Origin of the sequence: Pseudomonas sp. NPDC088368 (assembly GCF_044753445.1) — a bacterium.
Classification (GTDB): Bacteria; Pseudomonadota; Gammaproteobacteria; order Pseudomonadales; family Pseudomonadaceae; genus Aquipseudomonas; species Aquipseudomonas bambusae.
Map to the genome: position 1 here is coordinate 120,972 of NZ_JBIVNG010000005.1, position 16,436 is coordinate 137,407.

General features: G+C 59.8%; 17 protein-coding genes. 6 read left to right on the forward strand and 11 right to left on the reverse strand.

Annotated features, from left to right (window positions below):
* Nucleotides 1-66: 66 nt before the first annotated feature.
* Nucleotides 67-927: an SDR family oxidoreductase gene (locus ACIQAL_RS12030; protein WP_401145499.1), complete on the forward strand. Its 861-nt coding sequence runs from the start codon at nt 67-69 to the stop codon at nt 925-927.
* Between the two features lie 154 nt (nt 928-1,081).
* Here ACIQAL_RS12030 and ACIQAL_RS12035 read toward each other — a convergent pair whose 3' ends face one another.
* The 6 genes from ACIQAL_RS12035 to ACIQAL_RS12060 all read right to left on the reverse strand — a co-directional run bounded on the left by ACIQAL_RS12035 (nt 1,082) and on the right by ACIQAL_RS12060 (nt 6,485).
* Nucleotides 1,082-1,819: a hypothetical protein gene (locus ACIQAL_RS12035; RefSeq protein WP_341964658.1), complete on the reverse strand. Its 738-nt coding sequence runs from the start codon at nt 1,817-1,819 to the stop codon at nt 1,082-1,084.
* A 66-nt stretch (nt 1,820-1,885) separates the two neighbouring features.
* Nucleotides 1,886-2,266, reverse strand: a complete 381-nt coding sequence (locus ACIQAL_RS12040) for a RidA family protein (protein ID WP_166594036.1) — start codon at nt 2,264-2,266, stop codon at nt 1,886-1,888.
* Between the two features lie 23 nt (nt 2,267-2,289).
* Nucleotides 2,290-4,398, reverse strand: a complete 2,109-nt coding sequence (spoT, locus tag ACIQAL_RS12045) for a bifunctional GTP diphosphokinase/guanosine-3',5'-bis pyrophosphate 3'-pyrophosphohydrolase (RefSeq protein WP_401145503.1) — start codon at nt 4,396-4,398, stop codon at nt 2,290-2,292.
* A gap of 60 nt (nt 4,399-4,458) precedes the next feature.
* On the reverse strand, nt 4,459-4,722 hold the full coding sequence (rpoZ, locus tag ACIQAL_RS12050; RefSeq protein ID WP_004887180.1) for a DNA-directed RNA polymerase subunit omega: 264 nt from the start codon (nt 4,720-4,722) through the stop codon (nt 4,459-4,461).
* Nucleotides 4,723-4,987: 265 nt separating this feature from the next.
* The gene (gmk, locus tag ACIQAL_RS12055; protein WP_401146207.1) at nt 4,988-5,608 is read right to left on the reverse strand and encodes a guanylate kinase; all 621 of its coding nucleotides are present in this window, start codon (nt 5,606-5,608) and stop codon (nt 4,988-4,990) included.
* A gap of 13 nt (nt 5,609-5,621) precedes the next feature.
* Nucleotides 5,622-6,485: a YicC/YloC family endoribonuclease gene (locus tag ACIQAL_RS12060; RefSeq protein ID WP_166594038.1), complete on the reverse strand. Its 864-nt coding sequence runs from the start codon at nt 6,483-6,485 to the stop codon at nt 5,622-5,624.
* A 287-nt stretch (nt 6,486-6,772) separates the two neighbouring features.
* On the opposite strand from ACIQAL_RS12060, the gene rph reads away from it, so the two are divergent.
* Both rph and ACIQAL_RS12070 read left to right on the forward strand, forming a co-directional pair.
* Entirely contained in the window at nt 6,773-7,495 is a 723-nt protein-coding gene (gene rph, locus ACIQAL_RS12065; protein WP_401145507.1) for a ribonuclease PH, read from the forward strand.
* Nucleotides 7,496-7,553: 58 nt separating this feature from the next.
* Entirely contained in the window at nt 7,554-7,922 is a 369-nt protein-coding gene (locus tag ACIQAL_RS12070; RefSeq protein WP_401145510.1) for a DUF4870 domain-containing protein, read from the forward strand.
* 199 nt (nt 7,923-8,121) lie between these two features.
* On the opposite strand, the gene ACIQAL_RS12075 is transcribed toward ACIQAL_RS12070, so the two are convergent.
* The gene (locus tag ACIQAL_RS12075) at nt 8,122-8,901 is read right to left on the reverse strand and encodes an exodeoxyribonuclease III (RefSeq protein ID WP_166594041.1); all 780 of its coding nucleotides are present in this window, start codon (nt 8,899-8,901) and stop codon (nt 8,122-8,124) included.
* 82 nt (nt 8,902-8,983) lie between these two features.
* On the opposite strand from ACIQAL_RS12075, the gene pyrE reads away from it, so the two are divergent.
* Nucleotides 8,984-9,625, forward strand: a complete 642-nt coding sequence (gene pyrE / locus ACIQAL_RS12080) for an orotate phosphoribosyltransferase (RefSeq protein WP_401145514.1) — start codon at nt 8,984-8,986, stop codon at nt 9,623-9,625.
* A gap of 22 nt (nt 9,626-9,647) precedes the next feature.
* Nucleotides 9,648-10,262 carry a DUF4124 domain-containing protein gene (locus tag ACIQAL_RS12085; RefSeq protein ID WP_401145517.1) on the forward strand — a complete coding sequence of 205 codons (615 nt, stop codon included), beginning with the start codon at nt 9,648-9,650 and terminating at the stop codon, nt 10,260-10,262.
* Between the two features lie 66 nt (nt 10,263-10,328).
* Here ACIQAL_RS12085 and argB read toward each other — a convergent pair whose 3' ends face one another.
* From argB to coaBC, 4 genes are all read right to left on the reverse strand, one after another.
* Nucleotides 10,329-11,234, reverse strand: a complete 906-nt coding sequence (argB, locus tag ACIQAL_RS12090; RefSeq protein WP_062379782.1) for an acetylglutamate kinase — start codon at nt 11,232-11,234, stop codon at nt 10,329-10,331.
* 25 nt (nt 11,235-11,259) lie between these two features.
* A complete protein-coding gene (locus ACIQAL_RS12095) occupies nt 11,260-13,860 on the reverse strand; it encodes a phosphomannomutase/phosphoglucomutase (RefSeq protein WP_401145521.1) in 2,601 nt (866 codons plus the stop codon).
* Nucleotides 13,861-13,958: 98 nt separating this feature from the next.
* Complete coding sequence (dut, locus tag ACIQAL_RS12100) at nt 13,959-14,414, reverse strand: dUTP diphosphatase (protein WP_401145524.1); 456 nt, start codon at nt 14,412-14,414, stop codon at nt 13,959-13,961.
* Nucleotides 14,415-14,420: 6 nt separating this feature from the next.
* On the reverse strand, nt 14,421-15,629 hold the full coding sequence (gene coaBC, locus ACIQAL_RS12105) for a bifunctional phosphopantothenoylcysteine decarboxylase/phosphopantothenate--cysteine ligase CoaBC (protein ID WP_401145527.1): 1,209 nt from the start codon (nt 15,627-15,629) through the stop codon (nt 14,421-14,423).
* 132 nt (nt 15,630-15,761) lie between these two features.
* Between coaBC and radC the strand changes: the two genes are divergently transcribed.
* Nucleotides 15,762-16,436, forward strand: coding sequence for a DNA repair protein RadC (gene radC, locus ACIQAL_RS12110; protein WP_401145530.1), 675 nt, complete (start codon nt 15,762-15,764; stop codon nt 16,434-16,436).

A 16,436-nucleotide genomic window follows, 5' to 3' on the forward strand; every position in this document is an offset into this window, starting at 1 on the left:
AGTCCCGATGGTCGCTTTTTGGCCCGGAATCATGGGCTCAAACCTATTTTTGATGTGGAGATTGTCATGGCAACGCCATCCGTTTTGATTGCCGGATGTGGCGACATCGGAGGACGTCTGGCCTCCCGGTTGCTGCAACAGAGATGGGCGGTGCATGGACTGCGCAGGGACGTTGCGAAATTGCCGCAAGGCGTGCGGGGCGTCAGTGGTGATCTGTTCGATGCGCGGATTCCAGAGCAATGGCCTGAAGGGCGAATCGATTATCTGGTGTATTGCGCAACTCCCACGGAGCGGGATGAAGCGGGTTACCGGGCGGCGTACGTACAGGGATTGCGCAACGTGCTGGGCTGGATCGAACGCAGCGGGCAGAAGCCGCGGCGGGTGCTGTTCGTATCAAGCAGCAGTGTGTATGGGCAGCAGCATGGAGAATGGATTGACGAAACCTCTCCAGCCGAGGCTTCAGGATTTTCCGGACAGATCATGCGCGAGGCCGAACAGCTGGCGCTCACCAGCAGCTGGCCTGCGAGTATCGTCCGTCTCACCGGCATTTACGGGCCGGGCCGCAGTGATTTGATGAACCGGGTACGTCAGGGCTACAGCGTGGCTGTCGAGCCGCCTTTGTATGGCAACCGGATACACGCCGATGATGCGGCAAATCTGCTGGCGTTTCTGCTTCAGGCCGATGCTGACGGGAAGGTGCTGGAGGACTGCTACATCGGTGTCGACGATGCGCCCGCGCCGTTGGCGGAGGTGGTGGACTGGATGCGTGAGCGGCTGGGCGTTACGCAGTGGTCGGACGAAAACACCGTCCGCCGCACGGGCAGCAAACGTTGCAGCAACGCCAGGGCTAGAGCGCTGGGCTGGGTGCCGCAGTATGCGAGTTATAAAGAGGGGTATGAGGCGCTATTGGCAGAGGAAGCCTCGTAACAGCCAACGTGAACTCAGCCTGTAGGAGCGAATTCATTCGCGAATGACCGACCCAGACGATACATCTCTATCGGCTGGGAGATTTTCGCGAATGAATTCGCTCCTACAGGTGGGTTCGCTCTAGCGACGGACACAGCCTGGTAGGCGATTGAGGCTAGTTCTTCTCCAGCACCCAGTGCCGCTCGCCCGGACGAAGGTCCGGCATTTCGGTCGCCTGGGCATTGTTCACCGCCTGAAAGATTTCCAGCTGTTTGCCTTGGCGGACGAACACCCACGGGTTGCCGCGCTCGTTTTTCTCCAGCCACATGCTGTCGTATTCGCCGCTCATGGCTGCGCAGTCGCCTGCCAGACACAGCGCATAACGGTCATTGCCCGGCAATCCGCTCACGCTGCCATCGGGTTCGAATTCGACGACGCTGCCTTGGCCATCACCGTTGACGATGGTCCATTTGCCGCCCAGATAAGCGGTGTAGAGCGCACGTTCAAAGCTCGTTCCCGGCTGGGCGCCGGCCGGAGCGGCTTCTTTGGGAGTGCGAAAATGCTGCTCGGGGCCGGTGTCACTGGCAGCCTGCACCAGCTCATCACCTTTGAGCTTCAAATCGTCGGAGGCGCTGCCGTAGACGTTAACCTTCCAGTCGCCTTTCGGGTCCTTGGCAATCTTGCCCTCGGTCAGCTCAAAGCCGTTATAAGACGTCGCCTGACCCGCTGCCGTGTTGATATTCCACTCCAGCGTCGGCCCGTAAGCCAACAACGACTGGCGCAGATTGCCACCTTCGGCTGCAGCATCGATGGCCGCCTGGTTGATCCAGACACCCTCGGGCGTCTTGTTGGAGTGGCTGGCGCAACCGGTCAGCATTGCGGCCAGCAGCGAGAAAGCGAACGCGACGCGCATACGCATGGCGGAGTCCTTCCGTTGCTCTGAGAGGGTGGCGGAGCGTGTAGGCGCTCCGCGAGGGATTTACTCGATGACCAGCACAGCGTCCATTTCGACCTGAGCGCCACGTGGCAGCGCGGCAACGCCGATGGCAGCGCGGGCCGGGTAAGGCTGTTCGAAGTATTTGCCCATGATTTCGTTGACCTTGGCGAAGTGGCTCAGGTCGGTCAGGAAGATGTTCAGCTTGACGATGTCCTTGAACGAACCGCCTGCGGCTTCAGCCACGGCCTTCAGGTTTTCGAACACCTGAACGGTCTGGGCTTCGAAGCCTTCGACCAGTTCCATGGTTTTCGGGTCCAGAGGAATCTGGCCGGACATGTAGACGGTATTGCCAGCTTTGATCGCCTGAGAATACGTGCCGATGGCGGCAGGGGCTTTGTCGCTGGAGATAACGGTCTTGCTCATGAAAAACTCCTGTTGGCGGTTGGCTACGCGCGCATGCGGGTGATGCGGATCACGCCGGTAAGGGCGCGCAGTTTCTTGATCACTCGGGCCAGATGCACGCGATCGTGCACGCTGACCACCAATTGGACCACGCTGATACGACCATCGCGTTCGTCCATGCTGATTTTCTCGATGTTGCCATCGGCCGCGTTGACGCTGCTGGCCAGCAGGGCGATGAGCCCGCGCTGATGTTCCAGCTCGACCCGCAGCTCGACATTGAATTCGCCAGTGACGTCCTTGGCCCAGGACAGCTGGATGCATTTTTCCGGGTTGTGGCGGATTTCACTGATGTTGCGGCAGTTATCCAGATGCACAACCATGCCTTTGCCCGCTGACAAGTGGCCCACGATCGGGTCACCCGGAATCGGCGTGCAGCATTTGGCGTAGCTGAGTACGAGGCCCTCTGTGCCGCGAATCGCCAGCGGCCCTTCGGCGCTCGGCAGCTCTTCGCCTTCGCTGGCCAGCAGGCGGCGAGCGACGACATAGGCCATGCGGTTGCCCAGGCCGATGTCTTCGAGGAGGTCTTCGATGACCTCGACCCGGTATTCGGTGAGGATCAGTTGCAGGCGCTCGTTCGGAATCTTTTCCAGCGTGCTGTCGAAGCCGTTCAGCACCTTGTTCAGCAGGCGTTCACCCAGGCTGATGGATTCGGAGCGGCGTTGCAGTTTGAGGGCGTGGCGGATGTGCGTGCGCGCCTTGCCGGTAACCACGAAGTTGAGCCAGGCCGGGTTCGGACGTGCGCCCGGAGCGCTGACAATCTCGACGGTCGAGCCGCTTTGCAGCGGTTCGGACAGTGGCGCCAGACGACGGTTGATCCGACAGGCAATGCAGCTGTTGCCGACGTCGGTGTGCACCGCGTAAGCGAAGTCGACCGCCGTGGAGCCTTTAGGCAGCTCCATGATCCGGCCTTTCGGGGTGAAGACGTAGACCTCGTCCGGGAACAGGTCGATTTTCACGCTCTCGATGAATTCCAGCGAGTTGCCGGCGCGTTGCTGCATTTCCAGCACGCCCTTGACCCACTGACGTGCGCGAGCATGGGTACCTTTCGGCTGCTCGTCGCCCGACGATTTGTACAGCCAGTGCGCGGCGATGCCGTTGTTGGCCATCTCTTCCATCTCGCGGGTGCGGATCTGGATTTCGATGGGCACGCCATGCATACCAAACAATGTGGTGTGCAACGACTGATAGCCGTTGGCTTTGGGGATCGCAATGTAATCCTTGAAGCGGCCCGGAAGCGGTTTGTACAAATTATGTACAGCGCCCAGCACGCGGTAGCAGGTGTCCACTTTGTCGACGATGATCCGGAACGCGTAGACGTCCATGATTTCGTTGAAGGCCCGACGCTTGCCGCGCATCTTCTTGTAGATGCCGTAGAGGTGTTTCTGCCGCCCGCTGACTTCGCCTTCGATACCGTCCACCGCGAGGCAGTGGCTCAGCGACTCTTCGATCTTGTTGACCAGTTCCTTGCGGTTGCCGCGCGCACGTTTGACGGCTTGACCGATGCGCGACGAGCGCATGGGGTACATGGCCTTGAAACCCAGGTCTTCGAATTCGATCCGCACGCTGTGCATGCCCAGGCGGTTGGCGATGGGAGCGTAGATTTCGAGGGTTTCTTTAGCGATGCGTCGGCGTTTTTCGCCTGATAGCACTTCCAGGGTACGCATGTTGTGCAGGCGATCGGCGAGCTTGACCAGGATCACGCGAATGTCGCGGGCCATGGCCATGGCCATCTTCTGGAAGTTTTCGGCTTGCGCTTCGGCCTTGGTCTCGAAGTTCATCTGGGTCAGTTTGCTGACCCCATCGACCAGTTCGGCCACGGTTTCGCCGAACTGCGCACAGAGCGCTTCCTTGGCGATACCGGTGTCTTCGATCACGTCATGCAGCATCGCAGCCATCAGGCTCTGATGGTCCATGTGCATGTCGGCAAGGATATTGGCCACCGCCAGCGGGTGCGTGACGTAGGCTTCGCCGCTGCGACGGCGTTGACCATCGTGGGCTTGTTCGGCGTAGAAGTACGCTCGGCGAACCAGATTGACCTGGTCGGCGCCGAGGTAGGTCGAGAGGCGATCAGCGAGGGCATCTATGCTCGGCAAGGGAGAACTCCTTGCCGAAGCGGGTGACCCTGCGCGTTGCTACGTCGACCGGGCATAGGCTTAGACGGCCTCGTTGGACTCGTCCTCGAACGCAGCGAACAGTGGTTCATCTTCAACGATTTCGGCTTCTGCAATGACAGCGTAATCCATCAGGCCCGCTGCGATCTCGCGCAGGGCAACAACGGTAGGCTTGTCGTTTTCCCAGGCCAGCTTTGGCTCTTTGCCGCCGGTCGCCAGTTGACGCGAACGTTTGGTGGCGAGCATGACCAGCTCAAAGCGGTTATCTACATGTTCCAGGCAGTCTTCAACGGTCACGCGGGCCATGGGTATTCCTCGTAGCAAATGCGTATGCGCGGTGCCCGGATGGGCGAGCGGACTCGGTAGTTTACAAGTGGACGGCCACAAGCTTCAAGCGGCACGCCACAGGCGGTCGGTTTTGGCGCTTTTTCGATGCGTTTCACACGGCCCCTGTAGGAGTGAGCTTGCTCGCGATAGCTATCCATCAGGCGAATGCAGTGCCTGATCTGACGCATCGCGAGCAAGCTCACTCCTATAGGTTCGCGGTGTAACCACGCGGGCGGTGGCGTGATTATGCGAGCAACTGTGTCAGGAGTTGGCTATGACGCTGTTGTTGATGTTCGTTGCTCAGCAGGTTGGCCCGGAAAATCGCTTTCAGGTCTTCGAGTGCCGTGGCGAAATCGTCGTTGATGACGATGTAGTCGTACTCGACGTAGTGGCTCATCTCGCTGACCGCCTCACGCATGCGGCCCTCGATGATGTCGTCACTGTCTTGGCCGCGGTTGGTCAGACGCTGACGCAGCGCCTGTTGGGTCGGCGGCAGAATGAAGATCGAACGGGCGTGAGGCATCAGCTTGCGCACTTGCTCGGCGCCCTGCCAGTCAATTTCCAGAATCAGGTCATGGCCTTCGTCCAGTGTCTGCTGGAGACGGCTTTGCGAGGTGCCGTAGAGGTTGCCGAACACTTCCGCCTGTTCGAGAAAATCGCCGTGCTCGATCATCCGCACGAACTCGGCGCGGTCGACGAAGTGGTAATTCACGCCGTCCACCTCACCCGGACGCATGGCCCGCGTGGTGTGGGAAACGGAGACGCGGATCTGTGGCTGCGCATCGATCAGGGCTTTGACCAGGCTGGTCTTGCCCGCGCCCGAAGGGGCGGAAACGATGTAGAGAGTGCCGGTGCTGTGGGTCATGTCGTGGTTGGCCTTACTCAATGTTCTGCACTTGTTCGCGCATCTGCTCGATCAACACCTTCAGGTTGACCGCGGCTTGTGTGCTGCGAGGGTCGAAGGCTTTGGAGCCCAGTGTGTTGGCTTCGCGGTTGAGTTCCTGCATCAGAAAATCCAACCGACGCCCCGCCTGTCCGCCGGCCTTGAGCACACGACGCACCTCGGTGACGTGGGTGCTCAGGCGGTCGAGCTCTTCGGCGACGTCGCTCTTCTGCGCAAGCAGCACCATCTCCTGTTCCAGACGCTGCGGATCGAGCTCGGCCTTCATGTCGGCGAAGCGATCAAGCACTTTCTGGCGTTGAGTGGCGAGCATCTGGGGCACGAGGGTGCGCAGGGTAGCGACTTCGGTCTTGATCGATGTCAGCCGTTCGTCGAGAAGTTTGGCCAGATCGGCGCCTTCGCGAGCGCGGCCTGCTTTCAGTTCGTCCAGCGCTTCGTTGAACAGGGCCAATGCGTCGTTGTTGAGCGCCTGCGGGTCGGCCGCGTCGGCCACCAGCACGCCGGGCCATGCCAGGACTTCCAGCGGGTTCAGCGCTGCGGGCTGTTTGATCAGGCTGGCGACGGTTTCAGCGGCAGCCACCAGTTGACTGGCGCGCTCGCGGTTCACTTGCAGCGGCTTGCCGGCCGTTTCTTCGGTAAAGCGCAAGGTGCATTCGATCTTGCCGCGAGACAGCCCTTGGCGGAGCGCTTCACGTACGGCTCCTTCCAGATCGCGGAAGGATTCCGGCAGGCGCAGATGGGGTTCGAGATAACGATGATTGACCGAGCGCAATTCCCAGCTCAGCGTGCCTTGGGTGCCGGCTCGTTCGGCACGGGCGAAAGCCGTCATGCTGTGCACCATGGGGAATACCTCTAAAAAGTCAGGCGTACGGGGCGATGTGCCGCCCGAAGTTGCCGTGAAGAAACGGCAGGCTATAAAGGCGCAAGATTGTAGCTCAGAGCAGGGGGCGCGCCCAAATGTGGCATTGTCGCAGCCGTGAAAGAATGTCGCTGTTTCGCTGCCTTACAACGCCTTTCTGTAACCTTGGGCGTACGCCAATCATCATTGAAGCGTTACAAGATGTCCCAAGGCAGGGCGTGCGCCCCTATAATGCACGTCAGTTTTCCGTCTCAGCACAGGTATCCCAGATGAAACGTCCAAGTGGTCGCGTTGCCGATCAGCTCCGCTCGATCCGCATCACCCGCAACTACACCAAGCACGCCGAGGGTTCTGTGCTGGTCGAGTTCGGCGACACCAAGGTGATCTGCACCGTCAGCGTCGAAAACGGCGTCCCGCGTTTTCTCAAAGGCCAGGGCCAAGGCTGGCTGACCGCCGAGTACGGCATGCTGCCGCGTTCGACCGGCGAGCGTAACCAGCGCGAAGCGAGCAAGGGCAAACAAGGCGGTCGAACGCTGGAAATCCAGCGGCTGATTGGCCGTTCTCTGCGCGCCGCGCTGGACATGTCCAAGTTGGGTGACATCACTCTGTACGTGGACTGCGACGTGATTCAGGCCGACGGCGGCACTCGCACGGCGTCCATCACGGGTGCCATGGTGGCGCTGGTCGATGCACTGAAAACCATCAAGAAGCGCGGTGGTCTCAAGGGCGGCGACCCGCTGAAGCAGATGATCGCTGCCGTTTCCGTTGGCATGTACCAGGGTGAGCCCGTTTTGGATCTGGACTACCTCGAAGACTCCGCTGCCGAAACCGACCTGAACGTCGTCATGACCAGCGAGGGTGGCTTCATCGAGGTTCAGGGCACTGCCGAAGGCGCGCCGTTCCAGCCCGAAGACCTGAACGCCATGCTGGCCTTGGCGCAGAAGGGCATGAACGAAATCTTCGAATTGCAAAAAGCCGCGTTGGCGGACTGATCGCTACAAGCGCATTTTTATTCACAGCTCGCTTCACAACCGTCAGAACAGGGAAAGCATGATGATTGACCAGACGCCGTTACCCGCACCGAGCAAGGAAGTCCGTCAGTGGGCAATGTTGTGCCACTTTGCCGCGTTTTTCGGGTTGATCTTCCCCTTCGGCAACCTGCTGGGGCCGCTGATCGTCTGGCAATTAAAGAAAGAAACCGATCCGTACATCGACAGCCAGGGCAAGGAAGCACTGAATTTTCAGATCACCGTCGCCATTGCGGCGATGGTCTGCTTTCTGTTGATGGTGATCGTCATTGGCTTTCCGCTGTTGATGCTGGTGGGGATTGGCGCACTGGTGCTGACGATCATTGCAGGCATCAAGGCAAATGACGGGGTTGCCTACCGGTATCCGTTCACCTGGCGGTTGATCAAGTAATATCTGCCAGCGCTGGACAACTCTGTGGGAGCGAATTCATTCGCGAGACGATGGTACGGTCGAAGGTAATGCGTCGGATGTACCGACCTCTCGCGAATGAATTCGCTCCCACAGGGGGTTTGCTGCGTCTGTAGGGGCGTGCCAACTGCCAGATAAACAAAAGCCGACTTCACGTCGGCTTTTTTTGAGCAACTGGACGTCAGATGGTCAGCGTCCAGTCGTAGTCCACGATCAGCGGCGCGTGCTGTGAAAAGCGCGGCTGGCGTGGCAGGCGCGCGCTGCGTACGAAACGGCGCAAGCCCGGGGTCAGCAGTTGGTAGTCGAACCGCCATCCCAGATTCAGCATCTCGGCCTGCTCGTTATCGGGCCACCAGCTGTACTGATCGCTCTCACGGCTGACTTCGCGCAAGGCATCGACATAGCCCATGTTGCCAACGATCTCGTCCATCCACGCACGCTCCGGCGCCAGGAAACCCGGAGATTGCTGGCTGTCGCGCCAGTTCTTGATGTCCAGTTTCTGCTGCGCAACGTAAAGCGAACCACAGTAAATGTACTCACGACGTTTACGACGCTGCTTGTCCAGATACTTGCCGAAATCGTCCATGAGCTTGAACTTCTGGTTCAAGTCGTCATCGCCGTTCATCCCGGACGGGAGCAGCAAAGTTGCGATACTGACTTTATCGAAATCTGCTTGCAGGTAACGCCCATAACGGTCGGCTGTTTCAAAGCCAAGACCGTAGATTACCGCCTTTGGTTGCAGTCGCGAGTAAAGTGCCACGCCACCCTGGGCGGGAACTTCGGCATCGCGGGCATACAGGAAGTAGCCATCCAGTTGGAAGGCTGGATCATCCATTTCAAAGGCGGAGGCACGGGTGTCCTGAAGGCAGATGACGTCGGCATTCTGGGCTTGCAGCCAACTGAGCAACCCGCGCTCGACTGCAGCCTGAATACCATTAACGTTCACACTGATGATCCGCATAAATGGCCCCAAAAATCACGTGCGTGTATGATACCCGAGCTCTACCTAATTAGCTAAATCCGTGGTATTCGGGGCTTTTTTCATGCAGGCGTATCAGCGCGAATTCATTCGTTTTGCCATCGATCGCGGGGTTTTGCGCTTCGGTGAGTTCACTTTGAAGTCGGGGCGCACCAGTCCTTACTTCTTCAACGCCGGTCTTTTCAACAGCGGCTCGGCACTTGCCCAACTGGGTAAGTTCTATGCGGCGGCTGTTGTAGAGAGCGGTATTTCCTTCGATGTCCTGTTCGGGCCTGCGTATAAGGGTATTCCTTTGGCGGCCGCGACGGCCGTGGCATTGGCCGATCGTCACAACCTTGATCTACCGTGGTGTTTCAACCGCAAGGAAGCCAAGGCTCACGGCGAGGGCGGTACGCTGGTCGGTGCACCGTTGACCGGCAACGTCTTGATCATCGACGACGTGATCACTGCAGGCACGGCGATTCGTGAAGTCATGCAGATCATTCAGGTTCAGGGCGCGACCGCCGCTGGCGTGTTGATTGCATTGAATCGCCAAGAGCGTGGGAATGGCGAGCTTTCGGCCATCCAGGAGGTCGAGCGTGATTTCGGCATTCCGGTCGTGAGCATCGTTTCGTTGAATCAGGTCCTTGAGTTCCTGGCAGACGATCCTCAGCTCAAGCAGCATTTGCCCGCCGTGGAAGCGTATCGGGCGCAGTACGGCATCTGAAGGGTCAGGGGATCGCGTTGTTATGCTCAAGCTGGGCACGGTAGGACTTTGTTTGTCGCTGGGAGTGGGGTGTATCGCGAGCGTTCACGCCGACGACACCTCCGGCATGGTGTTCTATCGGTACATCGACAGTCGCGGTGTGACCGTGCTCGACCGTCAAGGCGTGCCCGCAGAATATGCGGGCAAGGGCTATGAAGTCTTGAATATGCGCGGTCGCGTGATTCAGGTCATTCCGCCCGCGCTCACCGGCGACCAGGCACGGGAAGCCCAGGCTGCCGCGCAAGCCGCCAAGGCTCAAGCCGATGCGGATGCCCAGCTGACGCGTCTCTACAGCAGCGTGACCGATATTGATCGGGCCCGCGCGCGCAAGCTCGCCGAGCTGGATTCGCTCATTTCCGTAGCCCGCAGCAATATTCAGGGGCTGGCAAGCCAACAGGCGTCGCTCCAGAGTCAGGCAGCGGATCAGGAGCGGGCTGGCCGCGTGGTGTCTCAAAGCCTGATCGATCAGATGAACGACACCACCGATCAGCAACAGCATCTCAACGACGAGATTCAGCGTTATCAGAGCGCCAAGCAGCAGGCCGACAAGGGTTTCGCGCAGGATCGCGCTCGGTTGCAGCAGTTGCTTTCGCAATAAGCTCCGCCCAATGAAAAGGCCCCATCGGATTGCGCCGGTGGGGCCTTCTTCATTGCATTGGCGGAATCAGTGACGCTTGCGGTTGCTGATCAGCGTACCCACGCCGGTGTCAGTGAAGATTTCCAGCAACACGGCATTCGGGACGCGACCGTCGATGATGTGCGAGGTGGTCACGCCACCCTGCACGGCTTCCAGCGCGCAACGGATTTTCGGCAACATACCGCCGTAGATGGTGCCGTCGGCGATCAGGCCGTTGACTTGCTCGGTGGTCAGGCCGGTCAGCACCTTGCCTTCTTTGTCCATCAAGCCGGCGATGTTGGTCAGCAGCATCAGCTTCTCGGCCTTGAGGGCTTCAGCGACTTTGCCTGCGACCAGGTCGGCGTTGATGTTGTAGGACTCGCCGTCCGCACCCACGCCAATCGGCGCGATCACCGGAATGAAATCACCCTTTACCAGCATGTTCAGCAGGTCGGTGTTAATGCCCACCACTTCGCCCACGTGACCGATGTCGATGATTTCCGGCTTGGTCATCTCCGGCGTCTGACGGGTGACGTTCATTTTTTTCGCGCGAATCAGCTGCGCGTCTTTACCGGTCAGGCCGATGGCGCTGCCGCCGTGGCGGTTGATCAGATTGACGATGTCCTTGTTGACCTGACCGCCCAGCACCATTTCCACGACGTCCATGGTCTGCGCATCGGTGACGCGCATGCCGTCAATGAAGTGGCTTTCGATCGACAGGCGCTTGAGCAGGTCGCCGATTTGCGGGCCGCCGCCGTGAACGACGACCGGGTTGATGCCCACTGCCTTCATCAGCACGATATCGCGCGCGAAGCCGGTTTTCAGCTCTTCGCTCTCCATGGCGTTGCCGCCGTACTTGATCACCAGCGTCTTGCCGACGAAACGTCGGATGTAGGGCAACGCTTCGGAAAGGACTTTGGCGGCATTGGCTGCGGCATCGCGTTCGAGGGTCATTTGGGCTCCACTCAAAAAAGGTTGATCAAAAAGGAAGTTCTAGGTCCGGTGCTACGTTTTTAAGCTGGGTACGGAACACGTCCTTGATGCGTTGCAACTCGTCCTCGGTTTCGGCTTCGAAGCGCAACACCAACACGGGGGTGGTATTGGAAGCCCGCACCAGGCCCCAGCCTTTCGGGTAATCGACACGCACGCCGTCGATGTTCGTCAGATTGGCGTTGCCCCACTGGGCGTCCTGCTCCAGCGCCTTGATGATGCTGAATTTGCTGGTTTCAGTGACCTTGACGTTGATTTCCGGGGTCGACAGGTCGTTCGGGAACGTCTGGAACAGTTCTTCGGCGCTGAGTTTTTCCTGACTGAGGATCTCCAGCAGGCGCGCAGCGCTGTATATGCCGTCGTCAAACCCGAACCAGCGTTCCTTGAAGAAGATGTGGCCGCTCATTTCACCAGCCAGCAGCGCGCCGCTTTCTTTCATCTTCTTCTTGATCAGCGAATGACCGGTCTTCCACATCACCGGGCGACCGCCGTATTCCTGAATCAACGGGATGAGGCGGCGCGTGCACTTCACGTCAAAGATCACATCCGCGCCCGGATTGCGCTTGACCACATCACGGGCGAACAGCATCAACAGGCGATCAGGGTATACGACGCTGCCTGCGTTAGTGACGACACCTACTCGATCACCATCGCCGTCGAATGCCAGGCCCAGGTCGGCGCCGGTCTCTTTCACCTTGGCAATCAGGTCTTCCAGGTTTTCCAGCTTGCCCGGGTCAGGGTGATGGTTCGGGAAATTGCCGTCCACGTCGCAGAACAGCGGAATGACTTCGCAATTCAACGCGGCAATCAGCTTCGGGGCGATGACGCCTGCCGCGCCGTTACCGCAATCGATCACCACTTTGAGGCGGCGTGCAAGCACGACATCGCTGGTGATCTGGCCAGCGTACAGGTCGAGGATGTCAACTTTACTCACGCTGCCTTTGCCCGGCGGCAGGTTGTTACGTTTGATGCGATCGTGCAGTGCCTGAATCTGCTCGTTCGCGAGGGTGTCGCCTGCGATGACGATTTTGAAGCCGTTGTAATCCTTGGGGTTGTGGCTGCCGGTGAGCATCACCCCCGTGCGGCCGTCCAGCACGTTGGCGGCGTAATACAACGCCGGAGTCGGCACGAGGCCGACATCGCTGACGTGGCAGCCGCTGTCGTACAGGCCCTTGATCAAATGGGCCACGAGTTCAGGGCCGGACAAGCGGCCGTCGCGACCCACCGAAACGTTGGGCTCACCCTGGGCCAGGGTTTGTGCGCCGATGGCACGGCCAATCCAGTAGGCGGTTTCTCCGCTCAGGGTTTCGCCGACGATGCCGCGAATGTCATAGGCGCGGAAGATCGAGTCGGGAAAACTGGGGGCGATGGATACGGTGCTGCTCATTGCGTGGGCTTGCTCCGACTTCTGAAAGTCTTGCGATTCATCGAGCATGTCGAGATCGAGAATGTCAGTGTCCTGGAACAGTGGGTCGGTCAGCTCGGGTTCTTCTGGATCGAGAGCTTCAAACACGGCCCTGCTGGTCGTCGAACCTGACGTGGCAGTGGGCGAGCCGGGGTTGGCTGCCGTGGCAGACGGGGCCGGTTGATTGCGCAACGAAAACCTCGCCAGGCTCTGCGCCAACCCGTTCAGGGCCGGCATACTCAGGCCGAAGGCTTTGACGGCTTTCCCGCCCGAGAGTTCTTGCAGCAGTTGCTCCAACTGTCGGGCATCGGCGGCGACCCGGCGTTTCAGCGCGCTTTCGTTCAGGTACAGGCCCAGCAGCATGCTGCCGAGTGCCACCAGCGCCGCCAGAAGCAGCATCAGCGACGGTGGGGACGAGTTAAGGGCGGGCCCTGGTGTAAACGTCAGCTTCCAGTTGGGGTAACCCGTGGGAAAGTCAGTGCCACGGCCACCGTCAGACTGGCCGCGTGTCAAAAAGCTCTGGGCGGTAGCGTCGCCGAATTGCTGGCTGAGGACAGTCTGGCCGACTTCCGGTGGCGCTTCCGGCAAGGCATTGGTCACACGTTGAAGTTTGAACGCCAGCAGCAGCGTGCCGGTGACAGGGGCCTCCGCTGAGGCCCGCAATGGCGCGGCGCTGTAGATCATCCAGCTGTCGCCGACTTTCCGGGCTTCCGGGGCAGGCGTTTCGCCCTTGCTGGCCCGGGCGAGCATGTCCAGCGTGGCGAAGCTGATCGGCAACGGGCCCTGATTATCGACGCTGTTGAAACCCAATGGGTTCAGGCGTGCGCCAATCACACTGTCGCGATACAACAAACGGTTCTGGGCGTTCTGGATCTGCACCGGGTCGTTGCTTTGCAGCGCTTGAGCCAGCGCTGCATCCGTCGCGGCGGCCTGCGTACCTGCGCTGAGCTGACGCAGTGTCTTGCCTATGGCGCCAGCTTGCGCAGTACCCCAGGCTTGAGCGAGCTGATCTTTCTGCTGAGGCTGACTGAGCAAGCCCAGCCAGACGAGAATGCCAGCCGCGATCAAGCCAATGATCGCAGGGATAAGGCCTGGACTTGCCAGGCTCAGGTTCGAGTCCTTGACCGGTGCATCAGTCGTTTCTGGGCGAGAAGTCGCCTTCGCTGTGCGCTTGATGCCTTTCAAACTGGACTCTCCCTGCTCTTACTGCCTGAGGTTGTTTACATAGGTCGTGGGGCGACTCAAGCGTTTAGCGACATCCGTGCCAAGAGGTTTTACGCGGTTCAGTGGCTGCCCGAATGGCCGAAACCGCCTGCCCCGCGCTGAGTTTCGTCGAACTCATGAACGATTTCGAAGTGCGCCTGCACGACCGGCACCAGCACCAGTTGGGCAATGCGCTCACCCACAGAAATCTTGAAAGCGGTCTGGCCACGATTCCAGCAGGACACCATCAGTTCGCCCTGATAATCGGAGTCGATCAGGCCGACAAGGTTGCCCAGCACAATCCCGTGCTTATGGCCCAGGCCCGAGCGCGGCAGAATCAGCGCGGCTAGGGCAGGGTCTGCGATGTATATCGACAGGCCGGTAGGAATCAACAGGGTCTGACCGGGTTCCAGTACCGTTTCCTCTTTGAGCATGGCGCGCAGGTCCAGACCGGCGGAGCCGGTGGTAGCGTAGGCCGGAAGCGGGAATTCACCGCCAATGCGGGGGTCGAGGATTTTGGCTTGTAGAGCATGCATACGTGATTAAACCTGGTTCAAACGTTCGGCGATAAAAGTGACCAACTGGCGGGCGATCTTGGCCTTGCTGGTTTGGGTGAAGAGCGTTGCTTGCAGCGCTCGGTCGATCACGCTGCACGCGTTTTCTTCGCTGTTGAAGCCAATGCTGGGATTGGCAACGTCGTTGGCGATGATCAAGTCGAGGTTCTTGTCCTTGAGCTTGCGTGCAGCATAGTCGAGCAGATGTTCGGTTTCGGCGGCGAAACCGACACTGAATGGACGATCCGGACGCTGGGCGATGGTGGCGAGAATATCCGTGTTGCGGACCATTTGCAGCAAAAGGCCATCACCGGTCGTAGGGTCTTTCTTCAATTTCTGTGGCGCGACGACCTCCGGTCGGTAATCCGCGACAGCGGCAGAAGCGATGAACAGATCGCACGGCATTGCTGCCTCACACGCAGCCAGCATGTCGCGGGCGCTCACGACGTCGATGCGCGACACCCGGTCAGGGGTCTGCAGGGCGACCGGGCCCGTGATCAGCGTGACGCGAGCGCCCGCTTCGGCGGCAGCTTCCGCCAGCGCGAAGCCCATTTTTCCCGAGCTGTGGTTGGTGATGTAACGCACCGGGTCGATGTTTTCCTGAGTCGGCCCGGCTGTGATCAACACGTGTTTGCCGGTCAGGCTCAGGCGCTGGAAGCAATCGGCAGCGGATTGCGCCAGATCGTTGGGTTCGAGCATCCGGCCATAACCCACGTCGCCACAGGCCTGGCTGCCACTGGCAGGACCGAAGGTACGGAAGTCGCGGCTTTCGAGGGTTTGCAGGTTGGCCTGGACGGAAGGGTCGCGCCACATGGCCTGATTCATGGCCGGTGCGACGGCGACGATGGCGTCGGTGGCGAGCACCACAGTGGTCAGCAGGTCATTGGCGATGCCTTGGGCCAAGCGCGCGATCAGGTCGGCGGTGACGGGGGCGATCAGCACCATGTCGGCCCATTTCGCCAAGTCGATGTGGCCCATGGCCGCCTCAGCGGCAGGGTCGAGCAGGTCGAGATGGACGGGGTGCCCGGAGAGGGCCTGCATGGTGAGCGGGGTGATGAACTCGGCGCCGCCTTTGGTCATGACGACCCGCACCTCGGCGCCGTGGTCTTTCAACCGACGGACCAGCTCTGCGCTTTTGTAGGCCGCGATGCCACCGCCTACGCCGAGAACGATGCGTTTCCGATACAGCCGCTGCATAGGCCTGCCTTTCAGTCGAGTTACACGCGGCAATCATGTGGCCTTCCGAGGCCGGGTCGACGCGTAAAAAAGATGGCTAAGATAGCACAGCGACCGCACGGGAACAGCGGCGCCCACAGTCAGGGAGGTGCTATGAGTATTCGTGATTGGCCTGCGGCGGAGCGGCCTCGGGAGAAGCTGTTGGAGCGGGGGGCAGCAAGTCTTTCCGACGCCGAATTGCTCGCTATTTTTCTGCGCACCGGCGTATCAGGGAAGAGTGCTGTGGACCTTGCGCGTCACCTACTGACGCAGTTCGGCAGCCTGCGTACGTTGCTGGAGGCCGATCTGCCCGCGTTCAGCGCCGAATTGGGGCTAGGCCCCGCCAAATACGCTCAGTTGCAAGCGGTCATGGAAATGGCCAAGCGGCATATGGGCGAGAATCTCAAGCGTGGGTCTGCGCTGAAAAGCCCTGGACAAGTCCGCACCTATCTCAAAGCGTTGCTGAGAGACGAGCCTCATGAAGTGTTCGGTTGCCTGTTTCTGGACAGCAAAAACCGGGTTCAGGCGTTCGAAGCGCTGTTTCAGGGGTCGATAAATGTCGCGCATGTTCACCCGCGACAGGTGGTCAAACGGGCGCTGGCGCATAACTCGGCGGCGGTCATCCTCTGCCACAACCACCCGTCCGGCGTGTGCGAGCCGAGTGAAGAGGATGTTGAACTGACGGAGTTGCTGAAAAATGCCTTGGCGATGATCGATGTGGTGGTCGTCGATCACCTGATCGTCGGGGATGGAGACCCGATGTCATTGGTGGAATTGGGGCTCATGTAA